The organism is Bacillus paramycoides, assembly GCF_001884235.1.
GTDB classification, from domain to species: domain Bacteria; phylum Bacillota; class Bacilli; order Bacillales; family Bacillaceae_G; genus Bacillus_A; species Bacillus_A paramycoides.
The window spans coordinates 22,426-38,182 of sequence record NZ_MAOI01000040.1 but is presented as its reverse complement, the minus strand read 5'-3'; the positions used below and the strand labels follow the sequence as shown (position 1 = coordinate 38,182).

The following is a 15,757-nucleotide window of genomic DNA, read 5'->3' as shown; positions in this document are numbered from 1 at the left end:
TTTACTTTACAATAATAGTATTTATAAGGAGCATGGACACTATTCAAATTTAGAAAGATAAAGAAAACTTATTATAATCCATAAGTTTCTTATTATTTACTTATTTAGAAAGTTGTAATAAGATATTATCGTAAGGTATTGAAAAGTTTGTCTACATTTTATATTCAGACAAATTAGTCACGTTTAACAGGGGGGAAACATAATGGTCAAACATAATCCATTTCAATCACGTGCAACTTTTGAATTAGATGGAAAGACGTATCATTATTATCAATTGAAAGCGCTTGAAAATGCAGGGGTTGGCAACGTATCTCAATTACCATATTCCGTTAAAGTTTTACTTGAATCTGTACTTCGTCAAGTAGATGGACGCGTAATTACAGAAGAGCATGTTACAAATTTAGCGAAATGGGGAACGAAAGATGTTCAAGATATTGATGTTCCATTTAAACCATCTCGTGTAATCTTACAAGACTTCACAGGTGTTCCAGCTGTTGTAGATTTGGCTTCGCTTCGTAAAGCAATGGCAGACATGGGCGGGGATCCTGATAAAATTAATCCTGAAATTACTGTAGACCTTGTAATTGACCACTCTGTACAGGTTGATAGAGCGGGTACGGCAGACTCACTTGCATTCAACATGGACTTAGAGTTTAAACGTAATGAAGAACGTTATAAATTTTTAAGCTGGGCACAAAAATCATTTGATAACTACCGTGCAGTTCCACCAGCAACAGGTATTGTACACCAAGTAAATCTTGAATATTTAGCACCGGTTGTTCATGCGGTGAAAAATGCTGAAGGTGACTTAGTTGCATACCCAGATTCATTAGTTGGAACAGACTCACATACAACAATGATTAATGGTATCGGTGTTCTTGGATGGGGCGTTGGTGGTATTGAAGCAGAAGCAGGAATGCTTGGACAGCCTTCATATTTCCCAGTACCTGAAGTAATCGGTGTGAAATTAACTGGTACACTTCCAAGTGGTACAACAGCAACTGACGTTGCATTAAAAGTAACACAAGTGCTACGTCAAAAAGGTGTAGTTGGTAAATTTGTTGAGTTCTTCGGTAATGGACTAAAGAGCATGCCTTTAGCTGACCGTGCAACAATTTCAAATATGGCACCAGAATACGGTGCAACTTGTGGATTCTTCCCAATCGACGACATTTCATTAGAATACTTACGTTTAACAGGTAGAGATGAAGAGCAAATTCGCGTTGTTGAAGAATATTGTAAAGCAAATGGCTTATTCTATACAGCGGACAGTAAAGATCCAATCTACACTGATCTTGTTGAAATTGATTTAAATACAATTGAATCTAACCTTTCTGGGCCGAAACGTCCGCAAGATTTAATCCCGCTTTCAAATATGAAAGAGGAGTTCCATAAAGCTGTTGTAGCACCAGTTGGAACACAAGGACTTGGATTCAATGAGCAAGAGTTTGATAAAGAAGTGAAAGTTACATTAAAAGATCAAGAAGTAACGATGAAAACAGGCGGAATTGCAATTGCTGCGATTACAAGCTGTACAAATACGTCAAATCCATACGTATTAATTGGAGCAGGTTTAGTTGCGAAGAAAGCAATTGAAAAAGGACTTAAAGTACCTGGTTACGTAAAAACATCGTTAGCACCAGGGTCTAAAGTTGTTACAGAGTACTTAGATAAGTCTGGTTTAACAACGTATTTAGATCAATTAGGTTTCCAAACAGTTGGTTACGGCTGTACGACTTGTATCGGTAACTCTGGTCCATTAGCAGAGGAATTAGAAGAAGCGATCGCAGCAAACGACTTATTGGTAACATCTGTTTTATCTGGTAACCGTAACTTTGAAGGTCGTATTCATCCACTTGTAAAGGCAAACTACTTAGCGTCACCACCACTTGTTGTGGCATATGCACTTGCAGGTACTGTTGATATTGATCTGAAAAATGATGCAATCGGTAAAGATGCAAATGGCAACTCTATTTACTTCAATGATATTTGGCCATCAGCTAAAGAAATTGAAGATGTAGTTCAAAGTGTTGTTACATCTGAATTGTTCAAGAAAGAATATGCACAAGTATTTAACAGCAATGAGCGCTGGAATGAAATCCAAACTTCAAATGAAGCTTTATATACTTGGGATAATGATTCAACATACATTCAAAACCCACCGTTCTTTGAAGGATTATCTAAAGAGCCAGGTGAAGTTGAAACGTTATCAGGTTTACGCGTAGTTGGTAAATTTGGTGATTCTGTAACGACAGACCACATTTCACCAGCAGGTTCAATTGGTAAGCATACGCCAGCAGGACGCTATTTATTAGAAAACGGCGTACAACCAGTTGACTTTAACTCTTACGGTTCTCGTCGTGGTAACCATGAAGTTATGATGCGTGGTACATTCGCAAATATCCGTATTAAAAACCAAATCGCACCAGGAACAGAAGGCGGATATACAACATATTGGCCAACTGGTGAAGTAACATCTATCTATGATGCTGCTATGAAATACAAAGAAGATGGCACAGGCCTTCTAGTTGTTGCTGGTAAAGATTACGGTATGGGAAGTTCTCGTGACTGGGCTGCGAAAGGTACAAACTTATTAGGTATTAAAGCAGTAATCGCAGAAAGCTTCGAGCGTATTCACCGCAGTAACTTAGTGTTAATGGGCGTATTACCATTACAATTTAAAGATGGCGAAAGCGCTGAAACATTAGGTCTTGTTGGTAACGAGTCATTTGAAATTCAAATTGACAAAACAGTTAGACCACGCGATCTTGTAAAAGTAGTTGCAATCGATGCAGAAGGCAATGAAAAACAATTCGAAGTAGTAGCTCGTTTCGATAGTGAAGTTGAAATTGACTATTACCGTCACGGTGGTATTTTACAAATGGTTCTTCGTGAGAAAATCGAAGAGTCTAAAGTATCGAACTAAATAATTGTAATGAATGATAAGGAAGCTGACATATGTTAGCTTCCTTACTTTATGTACAGAGGAAAGGGATGAAACCATTTGGTTTCATCCCTTTCCTTTTTTTATGCAAATTTGGAGGAATGATGATGAATGAGTATAGAAAAATTGTGTTGCCGCTGTTGCAAGAAAAGCTGTTGTTAATTACTGCGATATGTAGTGGGATGATAGCTGCTATTTTAAATTTATCTAGACCTCTTTTAATGGGGTTAATTGTAGATAACCTTATTCAGCGAGAGTTAGAATGGGCGTATATGTACATTGCATTATTTGCAGGTAGTTGGTTTTTGATGTGGACGAATACACTTTTGTTTGGTTATATAAGTACAAAAGCGAGTCAACGTATATTACGAGAGAAGCGTATAGATTTATTACGTCACTTTTTGTCATTACCATTTGAAGAAAGTGAGAAGGTAAAACAAGGAGAATTAGAAACATTAGTCATTTCTGATATTCCGAGTTGGGTAAGGTTATATGGATCTATATTAATTGAATACATTCATGCAATCGCGCAATTTATTGGGGCATTAATAGCGCTTCAGCATATCGATATACAGTTTATATGGTGGGTTACTCCGTTTTTATTTTTAAGTACGATTGTTCCGATAGTTACGACGAAAAAGGTGAGAAATGTAGCGAGTATTGCTCAAAAAAATCATTCAAGTGTTGTAGAGATGATGTCACAGTTTGTAAGGGGTATACAAGATTTGCGTAGTTTACAAAAAGAGAGCTGGGCAATTGGCTTATTTAAAGGAGTGACAACAAAGTCTTATAAAACGGAAGTAAAAAAGACTATGATACAACATTGTATTGGGATAGTAGGAACGGTAATAGAAACAGGAGCATATATAGTTGTTCTTATTATAGGAGCACAAAAAATAATGAAAGGGGATATGGAAGTTGGATCACTCGTTGCGATATTAGCTACAATTGAGACGTTATTTTTCCCTGTTCGTTATGCGAGTGATTTATTAATGATGACACAAGTTGCTGTTGCATCGGCAAATCGAGTTTTTTGCTTTTTAGATATACGAGCTGAAGATAGAAATGTAGAAAGAACGATGGGAATGAAGTTGAAAAATGTTTCATTTCAAGAGAACGGTGAGGAGAAGTATAGAATTAAAAATATTGATTTGCAAATTTCTCCTGGTGAACTTGTTATCATTGTGGGAGAAAGTGGTGCTGGAAAAACAACCTTATTAAAGTTATTAACAGGATTATATAAGCCTTCAAGTGGTACGGTTGCTTATTACGGTAAGAAAGCTCGTATGACTACTGTATGGCAGGAACCACGTTTTTTTCGGGCGACAGTAAAAGAGAATATACATTTTCAAGAAGATATTATAGAAAAACAGTTTAAAAAAAGTATCGAGCTTGTAAATATGAAGACAATCTTAAAAAACTTATCAGAAGGAATCCATACTGTACTGCACAAAAGTGGAGAAGAGTTTTCAGGAGGAGAAAGAAAGCGTCTTGCGTTACTGCGAGCGATTGTAACAGAGCCGAATATTGTTATTTTAGATGAACCGACTACTGGATTGGATCCAGGTAATCAACAAGCTGTTTGGAATATGATTGAAGGGTTGGGAGAAAACGTAACGAAAATTGTGACGACACATGATGTAGAAAGGGCGATGATAGCTGATCGGGTTATTGTAATGAAGAATGGAGTTATTGTGGAATGTGGGAATCCTAGAGAATTATTACATTGCAACTCATTGTTCAAAGAGATGCAAACAAAAAGATAAGAGCTGCGTAGTGCTCTTATCTTTATTCAGTCTTATTAAGTTGATACGTATAAGACTCAGGATCGCTAGTACTAAATTCTTTGACTAAAGTAAGTTGATTTGTATCTGGGTTATATTTGAAAATTTTGATCGTATGTTCGCTACTTAGTGATGGATTATATTCTTGAATAGCAAATGTATTTTCAGCAATCTGTGTCATATTACTGGTGGAAGCACTTTCTATGGAATCATGATTTGTAGAAATTTCAACGACCCTTCCACCGTTGAAAAATAAAAGAACGATTACTAAAATAACTAAACATATTCGTATATAGCGAAGTTCTTTACTAATGGGGTGTTCTCCCAAAAAAATCATCCTTTCTGTAACTATTGTGTAGTAGTGGTGATAGTCATTGTGAAGAAACTAAGAATACCGAGGCCTGCTAAAAGGATAAATGAGATTAAAGCGATATAGAGACAAATACGTCCAACTTTCTTTTTTTCAGGATCTTTACTGAAGAGCGAGATAATCCAAGTGATAATTCCGATTGGGGAAAATATAAAACTAAGAATATATAATAGTATTTTTTCGAATAAATTCATAAAAATACCTCCCTTTTTGAAAGTTCTATATGTGCAGTTTTCTTCGTATTAGCGCTGCTGTTATATAGGAAAGTACAGAATAAACAGCACCATAAACAATCCAAGCATCTAAGTTTTGTAAAGCTAGGTATATATCAAATCCAGAGACGATAATAAAAAATATAAGTGGAACAGTAAAAGAAATAATAATAGCAGCCCATTTGAATTTGTATAGTAAGCAACTAAAAAAAATACATAGTAAGGGTAAAGTGAAGAAAACAAAAGTAAATGGGTTGATAAGTAGTTGTAAAATACATATCACCTCGCAGGTTTTGTATGTATTTCTAATTATATGATAAAAAGGAAAATATTTTATCTCCGCTATAAATATTCTAACTATTTCGAATGTGAATATTTCCAAGCTTGTCCGTATAAGCTAAAATAAGGTATATAGTATTTAGGTAATTATGTTACAAGAAGATAAACACGTAAGGGTGATATAATATGTGGCGGAAACTTACCATTATTGTAGTGTTACTTTGTTTAGCGGGATATGCAGCGTATGAACAGTTTGGTAAAAAGGATCAGGCAGTACAAGGGAAGCAAGAAAAAAGTGAAGCTGCTATGAAAGAGATTATCGCAAGGAACGGTATTGAAATTGGAAAGAGCGCACCAGATTTTGAATTAACAAAGATAGATGGAACGAATATAAAATTATCCGATTTAAAAGGGAAGAAAGTTATTTTAAACTTTTGGGCAACGTGGTGTGGGCCATGTCAGCAAGAAATGCCTGATATGGAGGCCTTTTATAAAGAGCATAAAGAAAACGTAGAAATTTTAGCTATAAATTATACTCCTTCAGAAAAAGGTGGGGGAGAAGAGAAGGTAAGCAATTTTGCTAAGGAAAAAGGAATTACTTTTCCTATTTTATTGGACAAGAACATTGATGTGACGACAGCGTATAAAGTAATTACAATCCCAACGTCTTATTTTATAGATACAAAAGGTGTCATCCAAGATAAGTTTATCGGACCGATGACACAAAAAGAGATGGAAAAACGGATTGCGAAATTGAAATAATAAGTAAAAAGGCAGAGATGGATATTGGCCATTTCTGCCTTTTCTTTTTCATGGAGTGATGACTTCGTGATATGATAAAAGAAAGATAACCGTTAATAACAGATGAGGGAGTGTATGGATTGGGGAATGTACCCTTACCATTAGATTATGTTGTAATTGATTTTGAAACGACAGGGTTTAATCCCTATAATGATAAAATTATCCAAGTAGCAGCTGTGAAGTACCGTAATCATGAACTGATTGATCAATTTGTATCGTATGTGAATCCAGAGCGTCCAATTCCAAGCCGAATTACGAGCTTAACAGGTATTACAAATTATCGTGTTTCAGACGCACCAACAATTGAAGAAGTATTACCTTTATTTTTAGCATTTCTAGATACAAATATTATTGTGGCACATAATGCTTCTTTTGATATGCGTTTTTTAAAGAGTAATGTAAATATGCTTGGACTACCTGAGCCTAAAAATAACGTTATTGATACTGTCTTTTTAGCGAAAAAATATATGAAGCATGCGCCTAATCATAAACTGGAAACGTTAAAACGAATGCTTGGAATTCGCCTAAGTTCTCATAATGCATTTGACGATTGTATTACATGTGCAGCTGTTTATCAAAGATGTGCATTAGTTGAAGAAGAAGGAAAGAGAAAAGCAAAGAAAGAAGTACTGGATGATACAGCGGTATTTGAAGCGGTAAAAGAAATACTTGTGCGAAATAAACGTGATATTGAATGGATTCGTTGTATGAATGTCGGGAGTTATTTAGATATAAAGGCTTTTTATCCAATTATAAGGTTAAAGGTAAAAGGGCGAAAGAAATATGTGTTAACAGAAAAAATGGAAGACGATGTAAGAGGAATTTGTACGAGCTTAACATGTGAGGCAGCATTGAAAAGTGAGATTGGCAACACGAGAATTATGATTGACAGTGTAGAGGACATTTTGAAGTTAGAGAGCTACATTGTAGAAGAATACGATTCGGTATTACGAGCGCTGGATGAATATAGAGCAAATAAAGTAAATGCAGATGAAGAAATTAAAAAGTATTTAAATATGATGGTGTAAAAAATCCCATGCGTAAAAAATGCGCATGGGATTTTTTATCAAAACATAAAATTTTCTTACAAATCTGATTAAAGAGTTTTTCATTTGCTCATACTATGTAGTAAGAAAGCGAAGGAGAAAGGGTGAGCAACATGAGAAGAAGTCGCCGCAAGTCGTTTGAAGAACTTGTAAATGAAAATAAACAACAATTATTAAGCGATCGTGATGCAATCGATCGAATTGAAGAGCGAATTGAAAAACGTTATGAAATGAAACTTTTTAAGCAGGCTGAATAATTCTTAACACTAGTACGATACTAGTATTAAGGAGGCGATAGTAATGGGTAATCCGAAAAAGAATTCAAAAGACTTTGCACCAAATCAAATTGGAACACAATCGAAAAAAGCTGGTGGCAATAAAGGGAAGCAAATGCAAGACCAAACTGGCAAACAACCGATTGTAGATAACGGTTAAAGAAAAGGAGAATGTTGCATTCTCCTTTTTATGTATAAATTTAAAGGAGTATAGGTAATTTAAGATAGTATATATAATTAGGAGGGAATAACATGCCGAATCCAGACAATCGAAGTGACAACGCTGAAAAATTACAAGAAATGGTACAAAATACGATTGATAATTTTAATGAAGCAAAAGAAACAGCTGAGCTTTCTAATGAAAAAGATCGTGCTGCTATTGAAGCGAAAAATCAAAGACGTTTAGAAAGTATTGATTCATTTAAAAGTGAAATAAAAGATGAATCTTAACAGAATGTACAAAAAAAGGGGCTGACGGAAGTCAGCCCTTTTTCGTGATTGTAAAGTTTTCAACGAGTAAACGCCAATTTTGTGGGAATGGTAGACCAATTTTCCAATAGCTAATGCCGCCTATACCTTGCTCTTTCATTAAATTAAATTTACTTTGTACGGACCGTGAATCTTCAAACCATACTTCGTGTTGTACGCCGTTTTCGTCAAAGTAATTAAAATGTGGAGCTTGAGCTGTGAAATCATAGCGGATAGGAACATTGTATTTACGAGCTAGTGCAACAGCTGCGACAGAGCTAACTGCTTTTGCGGGTGGATTCCCTTGTTTGAACGGTAGTTTCCAATCGAAACCGTATAAATTTTGCCCCATCATAATTTTTTGTGGAGGCATTTGAGATTTTGCATATTGAAGTACTTCTTTTACAGGACCAATAGGAGAAATTGCCATCGGTGGCCCACCTTGCCAACCCCAGTCGTATGTCATAATAACGACGAAATCAACAATTTGCCCTTGTGCTTTATAATCATGGGCTGCAAAAAATTTTCCTTTTTGAGTGGAGCTTGTTTTTGGTACGAGAGTTGTACTTAATGTGTACCCGTTCGGTAAGCGTGTTTTCACATTTCGTAAAAAACGATTATATGCTTCACGATCTTCGGGCGCCACATTCTCGAAATCAAAATGAATGTCTCGCATGCCATATTTTTCAGCTGTTTGCAAAATGTTTGTAATAAATTTATTTTGGATGGTTGCGTCGCGTAAAAGAACAGATGCCAGATCGGTACTGAAATTTCCATTTTCGATATTTGTAATAACGAGCATAGGGATGGTTTTACCTTGCGTTGCAAGGTTAGCGATTTTAGCTGTTTCGGTTGGTTCTTTTAAAGTACCGTCTCTTTTTGCTTCAAAACTAAAGTAGGCTAAATAGGTTAAAAATGGGTTGATAGCACGTGTAGCACTTACTAAACTTTCTTTTATTGGAATTGTTGAAGGTTGTAAATAAGCGATGGATTCTGCTGCTCTTTTTGTCCCTTTTGGTATATATAATTGTTGTCCGACATGGAGAATAGATTTTAATGAAAGGTTATTAACTTTAGCTAAACTAGCGAGAGGAACGTTATATGTTTGAGAAATTCGATGCAGGCTGTCACCAGGCTGTACATAATAATTATTGCCTTTCGTATTAACGATAAGTGCCTGACCAACAACGAGTGTTTCGGCTGGATTTAGACCATTGTCTTTTACAATCTCTTCAGGTGTAGATCCATATTTTGAAGCTAAACTATATACACTATCACCGCTACGAACAGTTACAATTTGAATCATGTGCTTGCCCCTTTCAATAAAAGATTCACTGTTTTTATTTTATTTTTGATTTCACTGTATTATGATTAAATGTATGCAAGGTAGCAGAAGTGAAAGAAGGCGAATAGAAATGTTTGTAGCAGAACATGAAATTGAAATCCGCTATGCGGAAACAGACCAAATGGGTGTTGTTTACCATTCAAACTATTTAGTGTGGCTGGAACTTGGACGCACGAAACTTATACAAGAATTAGGATTTTCATATGTTGAAATGGAGAAAGAGGGAGTTATCTCTCCTGTATTAGACTTGCAAATCTCATACCGTAAAGCGATGCGTTATGGAGAAAAGGCCATTGTGAAAACATGGATTGATACTGTGAGTCCACTTCGTGTTGTATATGGATATGAAATTTATAACGGCGATGGTGAGCTTTGTATTACGGCAAGTACAACGAATATTTGTGCGAAAAAAGAAGGTTTTCGCCCTGTATCATTTAAAAAATTATATCCTGAGTGGTATGCGAAATATGAGGAAATTAAAAAGAAATAAAAAAGCGTGGCAGTAGCCACGCTTTTTTATTTTTCATAATTAAATTGAGGGAAATCATCACCGTCATTAAGTGTAACTAATAAATTATGTCCATCGAAGAACCATTCGTCATCGCCTTCAATAAAGAAATTAATACCTTCTTCTTGAATTTGAACAGCAGGATGTGCAGGGTCATCTTTACGAATTCCTAAAGAAAGTCCTTTTTGCACAGTACTGCAACCACCGTATTGTACGAAAAAGCGTAGTGTTTCACCTGATTGTAAGTTTAATTCGTCTTTATACCATTGTGCTGCTTCTTTTGTTACGGAAAGATTCATGTATAGTTCCTCCAAATTATATTGCTTTTTCTTAAGTATAAAAAATAACGCAAAAAGACGCTATTAATATGCTTCACGTTTTCTTTTTGCGTTATGTGGGCTACGATCTTATTTTTGCTTTTTTGAAAAGTTTGCTTTTGGTTCAGTTTTATTTATAATTCGTCCGATATTTGCACGGTGTTTATAAATAACCATACCTGCTAATAAACACATCGCAATAATGAAGATTTTATCCCCGCTAACAATGGATGCAATAACAGCAGCAACAGCTGTTACCATAGAAGAAAGTGATACGTATCTTGTTGTAAATAAAAGGCTGAAAAAGATAACAGCTAATATTACAAAAACAACTGGTGAGTAGCATAATAGTACCCCAGCAGAAGTTGCAACTGCTTTCCCCCCGCGGAATTTTGCGAAGATTGGATATACATGTCCAAGAACCGCTGCTAATCCGAACCATAGTGGGTGAATATCTAACCCGAAAATAATCGGTAGACTTGTTGCTAATGTACCTTTTAAAATGTCAGCAATTGTAACGATAAAACCTGCTTTTTTCCCTAGTGTGCGGAATGTATTTGTTCCGCCTAGATTACCGCTTCCATGCTCACGAATGTCGATTCCATAACCGATTTTTCCAACGACTAGTGCAAATGGAATCGAGCCAAGTAAGTAGGCAACGATAAATAAAAGATATGTAGTAACCATAAGTTCAGTCTCCTTTATTCAAATGTGTTGATAAAGGGTAAAAAGAGTTTTTCCCGTATATTGTACCATACATTTGTAAAGAGCACATTTCTTTTTTGTAAATGAAAAATTCATTATTTCGTGAAAAAAATTTCACAGGAATGTTACATTTCTCACAGAAACAATAAGACTATATGTTGTAACATTCTAATTAAAAGACAACAACATATTGATGGAGGGTTATAAATGTTACAAAAAAATAAACGTGGAGAAGAATTAATGAAAATGTTTGAGACAATTGTCCACGGCAATGAACAAGATTTAATGCAGGAAAATGCAAATGTAGATGGCCGATCTCCAATGGGCGTAATGGGAACGTTCGCATCTGAGAGTGCAAAATATTATGCAGTCGAAAATTTACTATCAGATCAAGTGAAAAAAGCGATAGATCAAAATATATTATATCCACATGATTTAGATTTTTATGCGACAGGAACGACGACTTGTTCACAAATTCCGTTAGCACAAATGCTTGCTAACGGTTTTCATACTGGACATGGACATATGAGACAACCACAAGATATTAAAAGTGCGTTGGCGCTTTCTTCAATTATTTTTCAGGCGAATCAAAATATGCAACACGGTGGTCAATCGTTTGCACTCTTTGATATTGATTTAGCTCCATATGTGAGAAAAACAGTAGAGAGACATAAAAAACGATTACAGTCATATCCGCTTACGAAAGAACAAATAGAGGAATTTGCATGGAAAGAAACTGAAAATGATACGTATCAGGCATGCGAAGCTTTCGTTCATAATTCAAATAGTATGCACAGTAGGGGCGGGGGACAAGTACCGTTTATTTCAATTAATTACGGAACAGACACATCAAAAGAGGGAAGACTTTTAATTAAACAACTTTTAAAAGCGACGCAAGCTGGACTTGGCAAAGGAGAAACACCGATTTTCCCTATTCAAATTTTTAAAATGAAAAAAGGTGTGAACTTTGAAGAATGTGATCCGAACTATGATTTATTTGAATTAGCGTTAGAAACGACAGCTGAGCGATTATTCCCTAACTTTTCGTTTTTAGATGCTCCGTTTAATGCTGTGCATTATGATGGTCGACCTGAAAGTGAAGTATGTTATATGGGATGTCGTACCCGTGTTATGTCTAATATCCATGGGGAAGAAACAGCAATCGGAAGAGGCAATTTATCGTTTACTTCTATTAATTTAGTGAAATTAGGGCTAATCAGCGGTTCAAAAGAAGCGTTTTTTGAAGCACTAAGCTATTACTTAGATTTAGGGATTAAGCAATTATTAGAGAGGTTCGCTTATCAATGTACAAAGAGAGCAAGAGATTTTCAGTTCTTATATTCACAAGGTGTATGGCGTGGTGGAGAAACATTACACCCTGAGGATACTGTGGCACCGATTTTAAAACAAGGGACGTTAAGTATTGGTTTTATCGGTCTTGCGGAATGCTTAGTAGCTTTAACTGGGAAGCACCATGGAGAAGATGAAGAATCGTGGAAGATTGGATATGAAATCATTTCCTTTATGAGGGAGAGAATGGATAAGGCGACGGAAGAGCATCAACTCAATTTCTCTGTAATTGCAACGCCAGCAGAAGGGCTATCAGGAAAGTTTGTGAAAAAAGATAGAGAAGAATTTGGTGTAATTAGTGGTGTGACAAATCATAACTATTATACAAATTCATTCCATATACCTGTGTATTACAACGTGCAAGCGATAGATAAAATTCGTTTAGAAGGTCCGTTCCATGCTCTTTGTAATGGTGGACATATTACGTATATTGAACTTGATGGTGCAGCTGTGCATAATCAAAAGGCGTTAAAACAAATTGTACAAGCGATGGCAGAGTATGGAGTAGGGTACGGTTCAATTAACCACCCTGTTGATCGTTGTAAGTGTTGTAGTTATCATGGCATTATCGGGAATGCATGTCCGAACTGCGGAAATGAAGATGAGCATGAAATAGAAAGAATTCGCCGTATAACAGGATATCTTGTAGGAGATATGTCGAAGTGGAATAGTGCGAAACGTAGTGAAGAGATGGATCGGGTGAAGCATAAATGAAAGTTATGAATATCATTCATGATAGTGTAGTAGATGGAGAAGGATTGCGGACAGTCGTGTTTTTTGCGGGCTGTCCGCATCGTTGTATCGGTTGTCATAATCCGAAATCTTGGAATGTTTGCAACGGAACTGAAATGACGGTAGAAGAAATTGTGAAAGAGATTGAAAAAAATCCATTAACCGATGTAACATTTTCAGGTGGAGATCCATTTTTTCAAGCCGCTGAAGTGAAAAAAGTAGCAAAAGCAGTGAAAGATTTGAAAAAAAACTTATGGATTTATACAGGTTATACGTTAGAAGAGATACAGAGTGCCCAAAATAATGATATGATAGAGTTGTTACATTATGGGGACGTTCTGGTCGATGGAAGGTTTGAACTCGAGAAAAGAGATTTAACACTTCCATTTCGCGGAAGCTCCAATCAACGTATTATTCGATTGCAAGAGTAAAAAGGCGGGATAGGTCAGATGAATAAAACAGTATTACTTGTTGAAGATGAAAGAAGATTACGTGAAATTGTTAGTGATTATTTTCGTAATGAGGGCTTTGAAGTAATCGAAGCGGAAGATGGAAAAAAAGCGCTAGAATTATTTGCTGAACATACAATTGATTTAATTATGTTAGATATTATGTTACCAGAAATAGATGGTTGGTCGGTTTGTAGACGAATTAGAAAAGAGTCAGCTGTACCAATTATTATGCTGACTGCACGTTCTGATGAGGATGATACATTACTAGGATTTGAACTAGGTGCAGATGAGTATGTAACAAAACCTTTTAGCCCGAAAGTGTTAGTAGCTCGCGCGAAGACGTTATTGAAACGTGCAGATGGCGCGGTAGGAGTAGCTGAAGAAAATGCTATGTCTTTAGCTGGAATAGAAGTGAATCGATTATCTAGAACAGTTTTAGTAGATGGAGAAGAAATTATATTGACACATAAGGAGTTTGAGCTTCTCGTTTATTTAATGGAGAACAAGGGAATTGTGTTGTCACGCCAACATTTATTAGATCAGTTATGGGGATATGACTACTACGGTGATGATCGAACGGTTGATACACATATTAAAAAACTACGAAATAAGCTAGGAGATAAAGCGAAGCATATCGGTACTGTCATTCGAGTAGGTTACAAATTTGAAGAATAATCTTTAAGTTACTATGCACTTTAGCTTGGGAATATAGCAAATTTACACTCTCCTTTGTAGGTGGAATGTACAAAAAATACTTTTCTTGTCTACAATGGTAGATAGGAGTATTTTTTTAATTGGATTTCACGATGAGTTCACAAGAAGGACACAAAATGTGACTATACTAAAAGTACGAATTCACCAGAGAGGGGAAAGAAAACATGGGATATTACGACGGACCGAATTTAAATGAAGAGCATAGTGAAATGAGAGAAATGAAAAAATCAGGTAGTAAAAAAGGATATTTTTTCACAGGTTTAGTTGGAGCTGTAGTTGGAGCTGTTTCAATTAGTTTTGCAGCACCGTACATGCCATGGGTGCAAAATAATGGTGCAGCTGTTTCGTCATTTAATTCTAATAAACAAGTAGAAGGAACTGTAGTTCCAGTTGTAAATAAAGCGAAAAATGAAACTGATTTACCAGGTATGATTGAAGGTGCGAAGGATGTTGTTGTAGGAGTAATTAATATGCAGCAAAGCGTTGATCCATTCGCAATGCAACCGACAGGTCAAGAAGAAACAGCTGGTACAGGCTCAGGTGTTATTTATAAAAAAGCAGGAAATAAGGCATATATTGTAACGAATAACCACGTAGTAGATGGTGCAAATAAACTTGCTGTTAAACTGAGCGATGGAAAGCAAGTTGATGCGAAATTAGTTGGTAAGGACCCTTGGTTAGACTTAGCAGTTGTAGAGATTGATGGATCTAATGTGAATAAAGTTGCAAGTTTAGGTGATTCAAGTAAAATTCGTGCGGGTGAGAAAGCAATTGCAATCGGTAACCCATTAGGATTTGATGGAAGTGTAACGGAAGGTATCATCAGTAGTAAAGAGCGTGAAATTCCAGTTGATATTGATGGTGATAAACGTCCGGATTGGCAAGCACAAGTTATTCAAACAGATGCAGCGATTAATCCTGGTAATAGTGGCGGTGCATTATTTAACCAAAACGGTGAGGTAATCGGTATTAACTCAAGTAAAATAGCACAACAATCAGTAGAGGGTATTGGTTTTGCAATCCCAATTAACATCGCAAAACCAGTTATTGAATCACTTGAAAAAGATGGAGTAGTGAAACGTCCAGCACTTGGAGTCGGTGTAGTTTCATTAGAAGATGTGCAAGCTTATGCAGTAAATCAATTAAAAGTGCCAAAAGAAGTAACAAATGGAGTTGTATTAGGTAAAATTTATCCAATATCTCCGGCAGAAAAAGCTGGTTTAGAGCAATATGATATTGTAGTAGCATTAGATGATCAAAAAGTAGAAAATTCACTTCAATTCCGTAAATATTTATATGAAAAGAAAAAAGTAGGCGAAAAAGTAGAGGTTACATTCTACCGCAACGGTCAAAAAATGACGAAAACAGCTACATTAGCAGATAATTCAGCTACAAAGAATCAATAACCGGAATTAAAGAAAGTCTCTTTCATGTTGAAAGAGACTTTCTTTATCG

General features: G+C 35.9%; 17 protein-coding genes. 12 read left to right on the top strand and 5 right to left on the bottom strand.

Translation table 11 applies throughout. From position 1 onward, the window contains the following. The first annotated feature begins 202 nt into the window (after nt 1-202). On the top strand, nt 203-2,926 hold the full coding sequence (acnA, locus tag BAU28_RS06405) for an aconitate hydratase AcnA (protein WP_071718088.1): 2,724 nt from the start codon (nt 203-205) through the stop codon (nt 2,924-2,926). A gap of 68 nt (nt 2,927-2,994) precedes the next feature. Next, nucleotides 2,995-4,710, top strand: a complete 1,716-nt coding sequence (locus BAU28_RS06400) for an ABC transporter ATP-binding protein (RefSeq protein WP_083594578.1) — start codon at nt 2,995-2,997, stop codon at nt 4,708-4,710. 22 nt (nt 4,711-4,732) lie between these two features. On the opposite strand, the gene BAU28_RS06395 is transcribed toward BAU28_RS06400, so the two are convergent. Together BAU28_RS06395 and BAU28_RS06390 are read right to left on the bottom strand one after the other, a co-directional pair. Next, complete coding sequence (locus BAU28_RS06395) at nt 4,733-5,065, bottom strand: YmzC family protein (protein ID WP_083594566.1); 333 nt, start codon at nt 5,063-5,065, stop codon at nt 4,733-4,735. A gap of 11 nt (nt 5,066-5,076) precedes the next feature. Continuing rightward, nucleotides 5,077-5,292, bottom strand: a complete 216-nt coding sequence (locus BAU28_RS06390; RefSeq protein WP_025148074.1) for a hypothetical protein — start codon at nt 5,290-5,292, stop codon at nt 5,077-5,079. 483 nt (nt 5,293-5,775) lie between these two features. Here BAU28_RS06390 and BAU28_RS06380 point away from each other — a divergent pair, with 483 nt between their 5' ends. The 5 genes from BAU28_RS06380 (at nt 5,776) to tlp (ending at nt 8,161) form a co-directional block, all read left to right on the top strand. After that, nucleotides 5,776-6,351, top strand: a complete 576-nt coding sequence (locus BAU28_RS06380) for a TlpA family protein disulfide reductase (protein ID WP_025148075.1) — start codon at nt 5,776-5,778, stop codon at nt 6,349-6,351. Between the two features lie 119 nt (nt 6,352-6,470). After that, nucleotides 6,471-7,418, top strand: a complete 948-nt coding sequence (locus tag BAU28_RS06375) for a 3'-5' exonuclease (protein ID WP_071718085.1) — start codon at nt 6,471-6,473, stop codon at nt 7,416-7,418. 131 nt (nt 7,419-7,549) lie between these two features. Then, the gene (locus BAU28_RS06370) at nt 7,550-7,693 is read left to right on the top strand and encodes an FbpB family small basic protein (RefSeq protein WP_001254699.1); all 144 of its coding nucleotides are present in this window, start codon (nt 7,550-7,552) and stop codon (nt 7,691-7,693) included. A 43-nt stretch (nt 7,694-7,736) separates the two neighbouring features. Further along, nucleotides 7,737-7,871, top strand: coding sequence for an acid-soluble spore protein SspN (sspN, locus tag BAU28_RS06365; RefSeq protein ID WP_000527988.1), 135 nt, complete (start codon nt 7,737-7,739; stop codon nt 7,869-7,871). Between the two features lie 92 nt (nt 7,872-7,963). Then, entirely contained in the window at nt 7,964-8,161 is a 198-nt protein-coding gene (gene tlp, locus BAU28_RS06360) for a small acid-soluble spore protein Tlp (RefSeq protein ID WP_025148077.1), read from the top strand. A 31-nt stretch (nt 8,162-8,192) separates the two neighbouring features. On the opposite strand, the gene BAU28_RS06355 is transcribed toward tlp, so the two are convergent. Beyond that, on the bottom strand, nt 8,193-9,485 hold the full coding sequence (locus tag BAU28_RS06355; RefSeq protein ID WP_071718084.1) for a glycoside hydrolase family 18 protein: 1,293 nt from the start codon (nt 9,483-9,485) through the stop codon (nt 8,193-8,195). A 109-nt stretch (nt 9,486-9,594) separates the two neighbouring features. Here BAU28_RS06355 and BAU28_RS06350 point away from each other — a divergent pair, with 109 nt between their 5' ends. Then, nucleotides 9,595-10,014 (top strand): acyl-CoA thioesterase, encoded by a 420-nt coding sequence (locus tag BAU28_RS06350; protein WP_002172886.1) that lies wholly within the window; start codon nt 9,595-9,597, stop codon nt 10,012-10,014. Between the two features lie 26 nt (nt 10,015-10,040). Here the strand turns inward: BAU28_RS06350 and BAU28_RS06345 are convergent, their stop codons facing one another. Both BAU28_RS06345 and plsY read right to left on the bottom strand, forming a co-directional pair. Continuing rightward, nucleotides 10,041-10,331: a HesB/YadR/YfhF family protein gene (locus tag BAU28_RS06345; protein WP_025148079.1), complete on the bottom strand. Its 291-nt coding sequence runs from the start codon at nt 10,329-10,331 to the stop codon at nt 10,041-10,043. 108 nt (nt 10,332-10,439) lie between these two features. After that, nucleotides 10,440-11,036: a glycerol-3-phosphate 1-O-acyltransferase PlsY gene (gene plsY, locus BAU28_RS06340; protein ID WP_048371379.1), complete on the bottom strand. Its 597-nt coding sequence runs from the start codon at nt 11,034-11,036 to the stop codon at nt 10,440-10,442. 225 nt (nt 11,037-11,261) lie between these two features. On the opposite strand from plsY, the gene BAU28_RS06335 reads away from it, so the two are divergent. The 4 genes from BAU28_RS06335 to BAU28_RS06320 all read left to right on the top strand — a co-directional run bounded on the left by BAU28_RS06335 (nt 11,262) and on the right by BAU28_RS06320 (nt 15,708). Then, nucleotides 11,262-13,118 carry an anaerobic ribonucleoside triphosphate reductase gene (locus tag BAU28_RS06335; RefSeq protein ID WP_071718083.1) on the top strand — a complete coding sequence of 619 codons (1,857 nt, stop codon included), beginning with the start codon at nt 11,262-11,264 and terminating at the stop codon, nt 13,116-13,118. After that, nucleotides 13,115-13,567 carry an anaerobic ribonucleoside-triphosphate reductase activating protein gene (nrdG, locus tag BAU28_RS06330; RefSeq protein ID WP_002172882.1) on the top strand — a complete coding sequence of 151 codons (453 nt, stop codon included), beginning with the start codon at nt 13,115-13,117 and terminating at the stop codon, nt 13,565-13,567. Before BAU28_RS06335 ends, nrdG begins: the two co-directional genes overlap by 4 nt. Nucleotides 13,568-13,585: 18 nt before the next feature. Next, the gene (locus BAU28_RS06325; RefSeq protein ID WP_002172881.1) at nt 13,586-14,263 is read left to right on the top strand and encodes a response regulator transcription factor; all 678 of its coding nucleotides are present in this window, start codon (nt 13,586-13,588) and stop codon (nt 14,261-14,263) included. A gap of 203 nt (nt 14,264-14,466) precedes the next feature. Continuing rightward, on the top strand, nt 14,467-15,708 hold the full coding sequence (locus BAU28_RS06320; RefSeq protein ID WP_071718082.1) for a S1C family serine protease: 1,242 nt from the start codon (nt 14,467-14,469) through the stop codon (nt 15,706-15,708). The last annotated feature ends 49 nt before the right edge of the window (nt 15,709-15,757 follow it).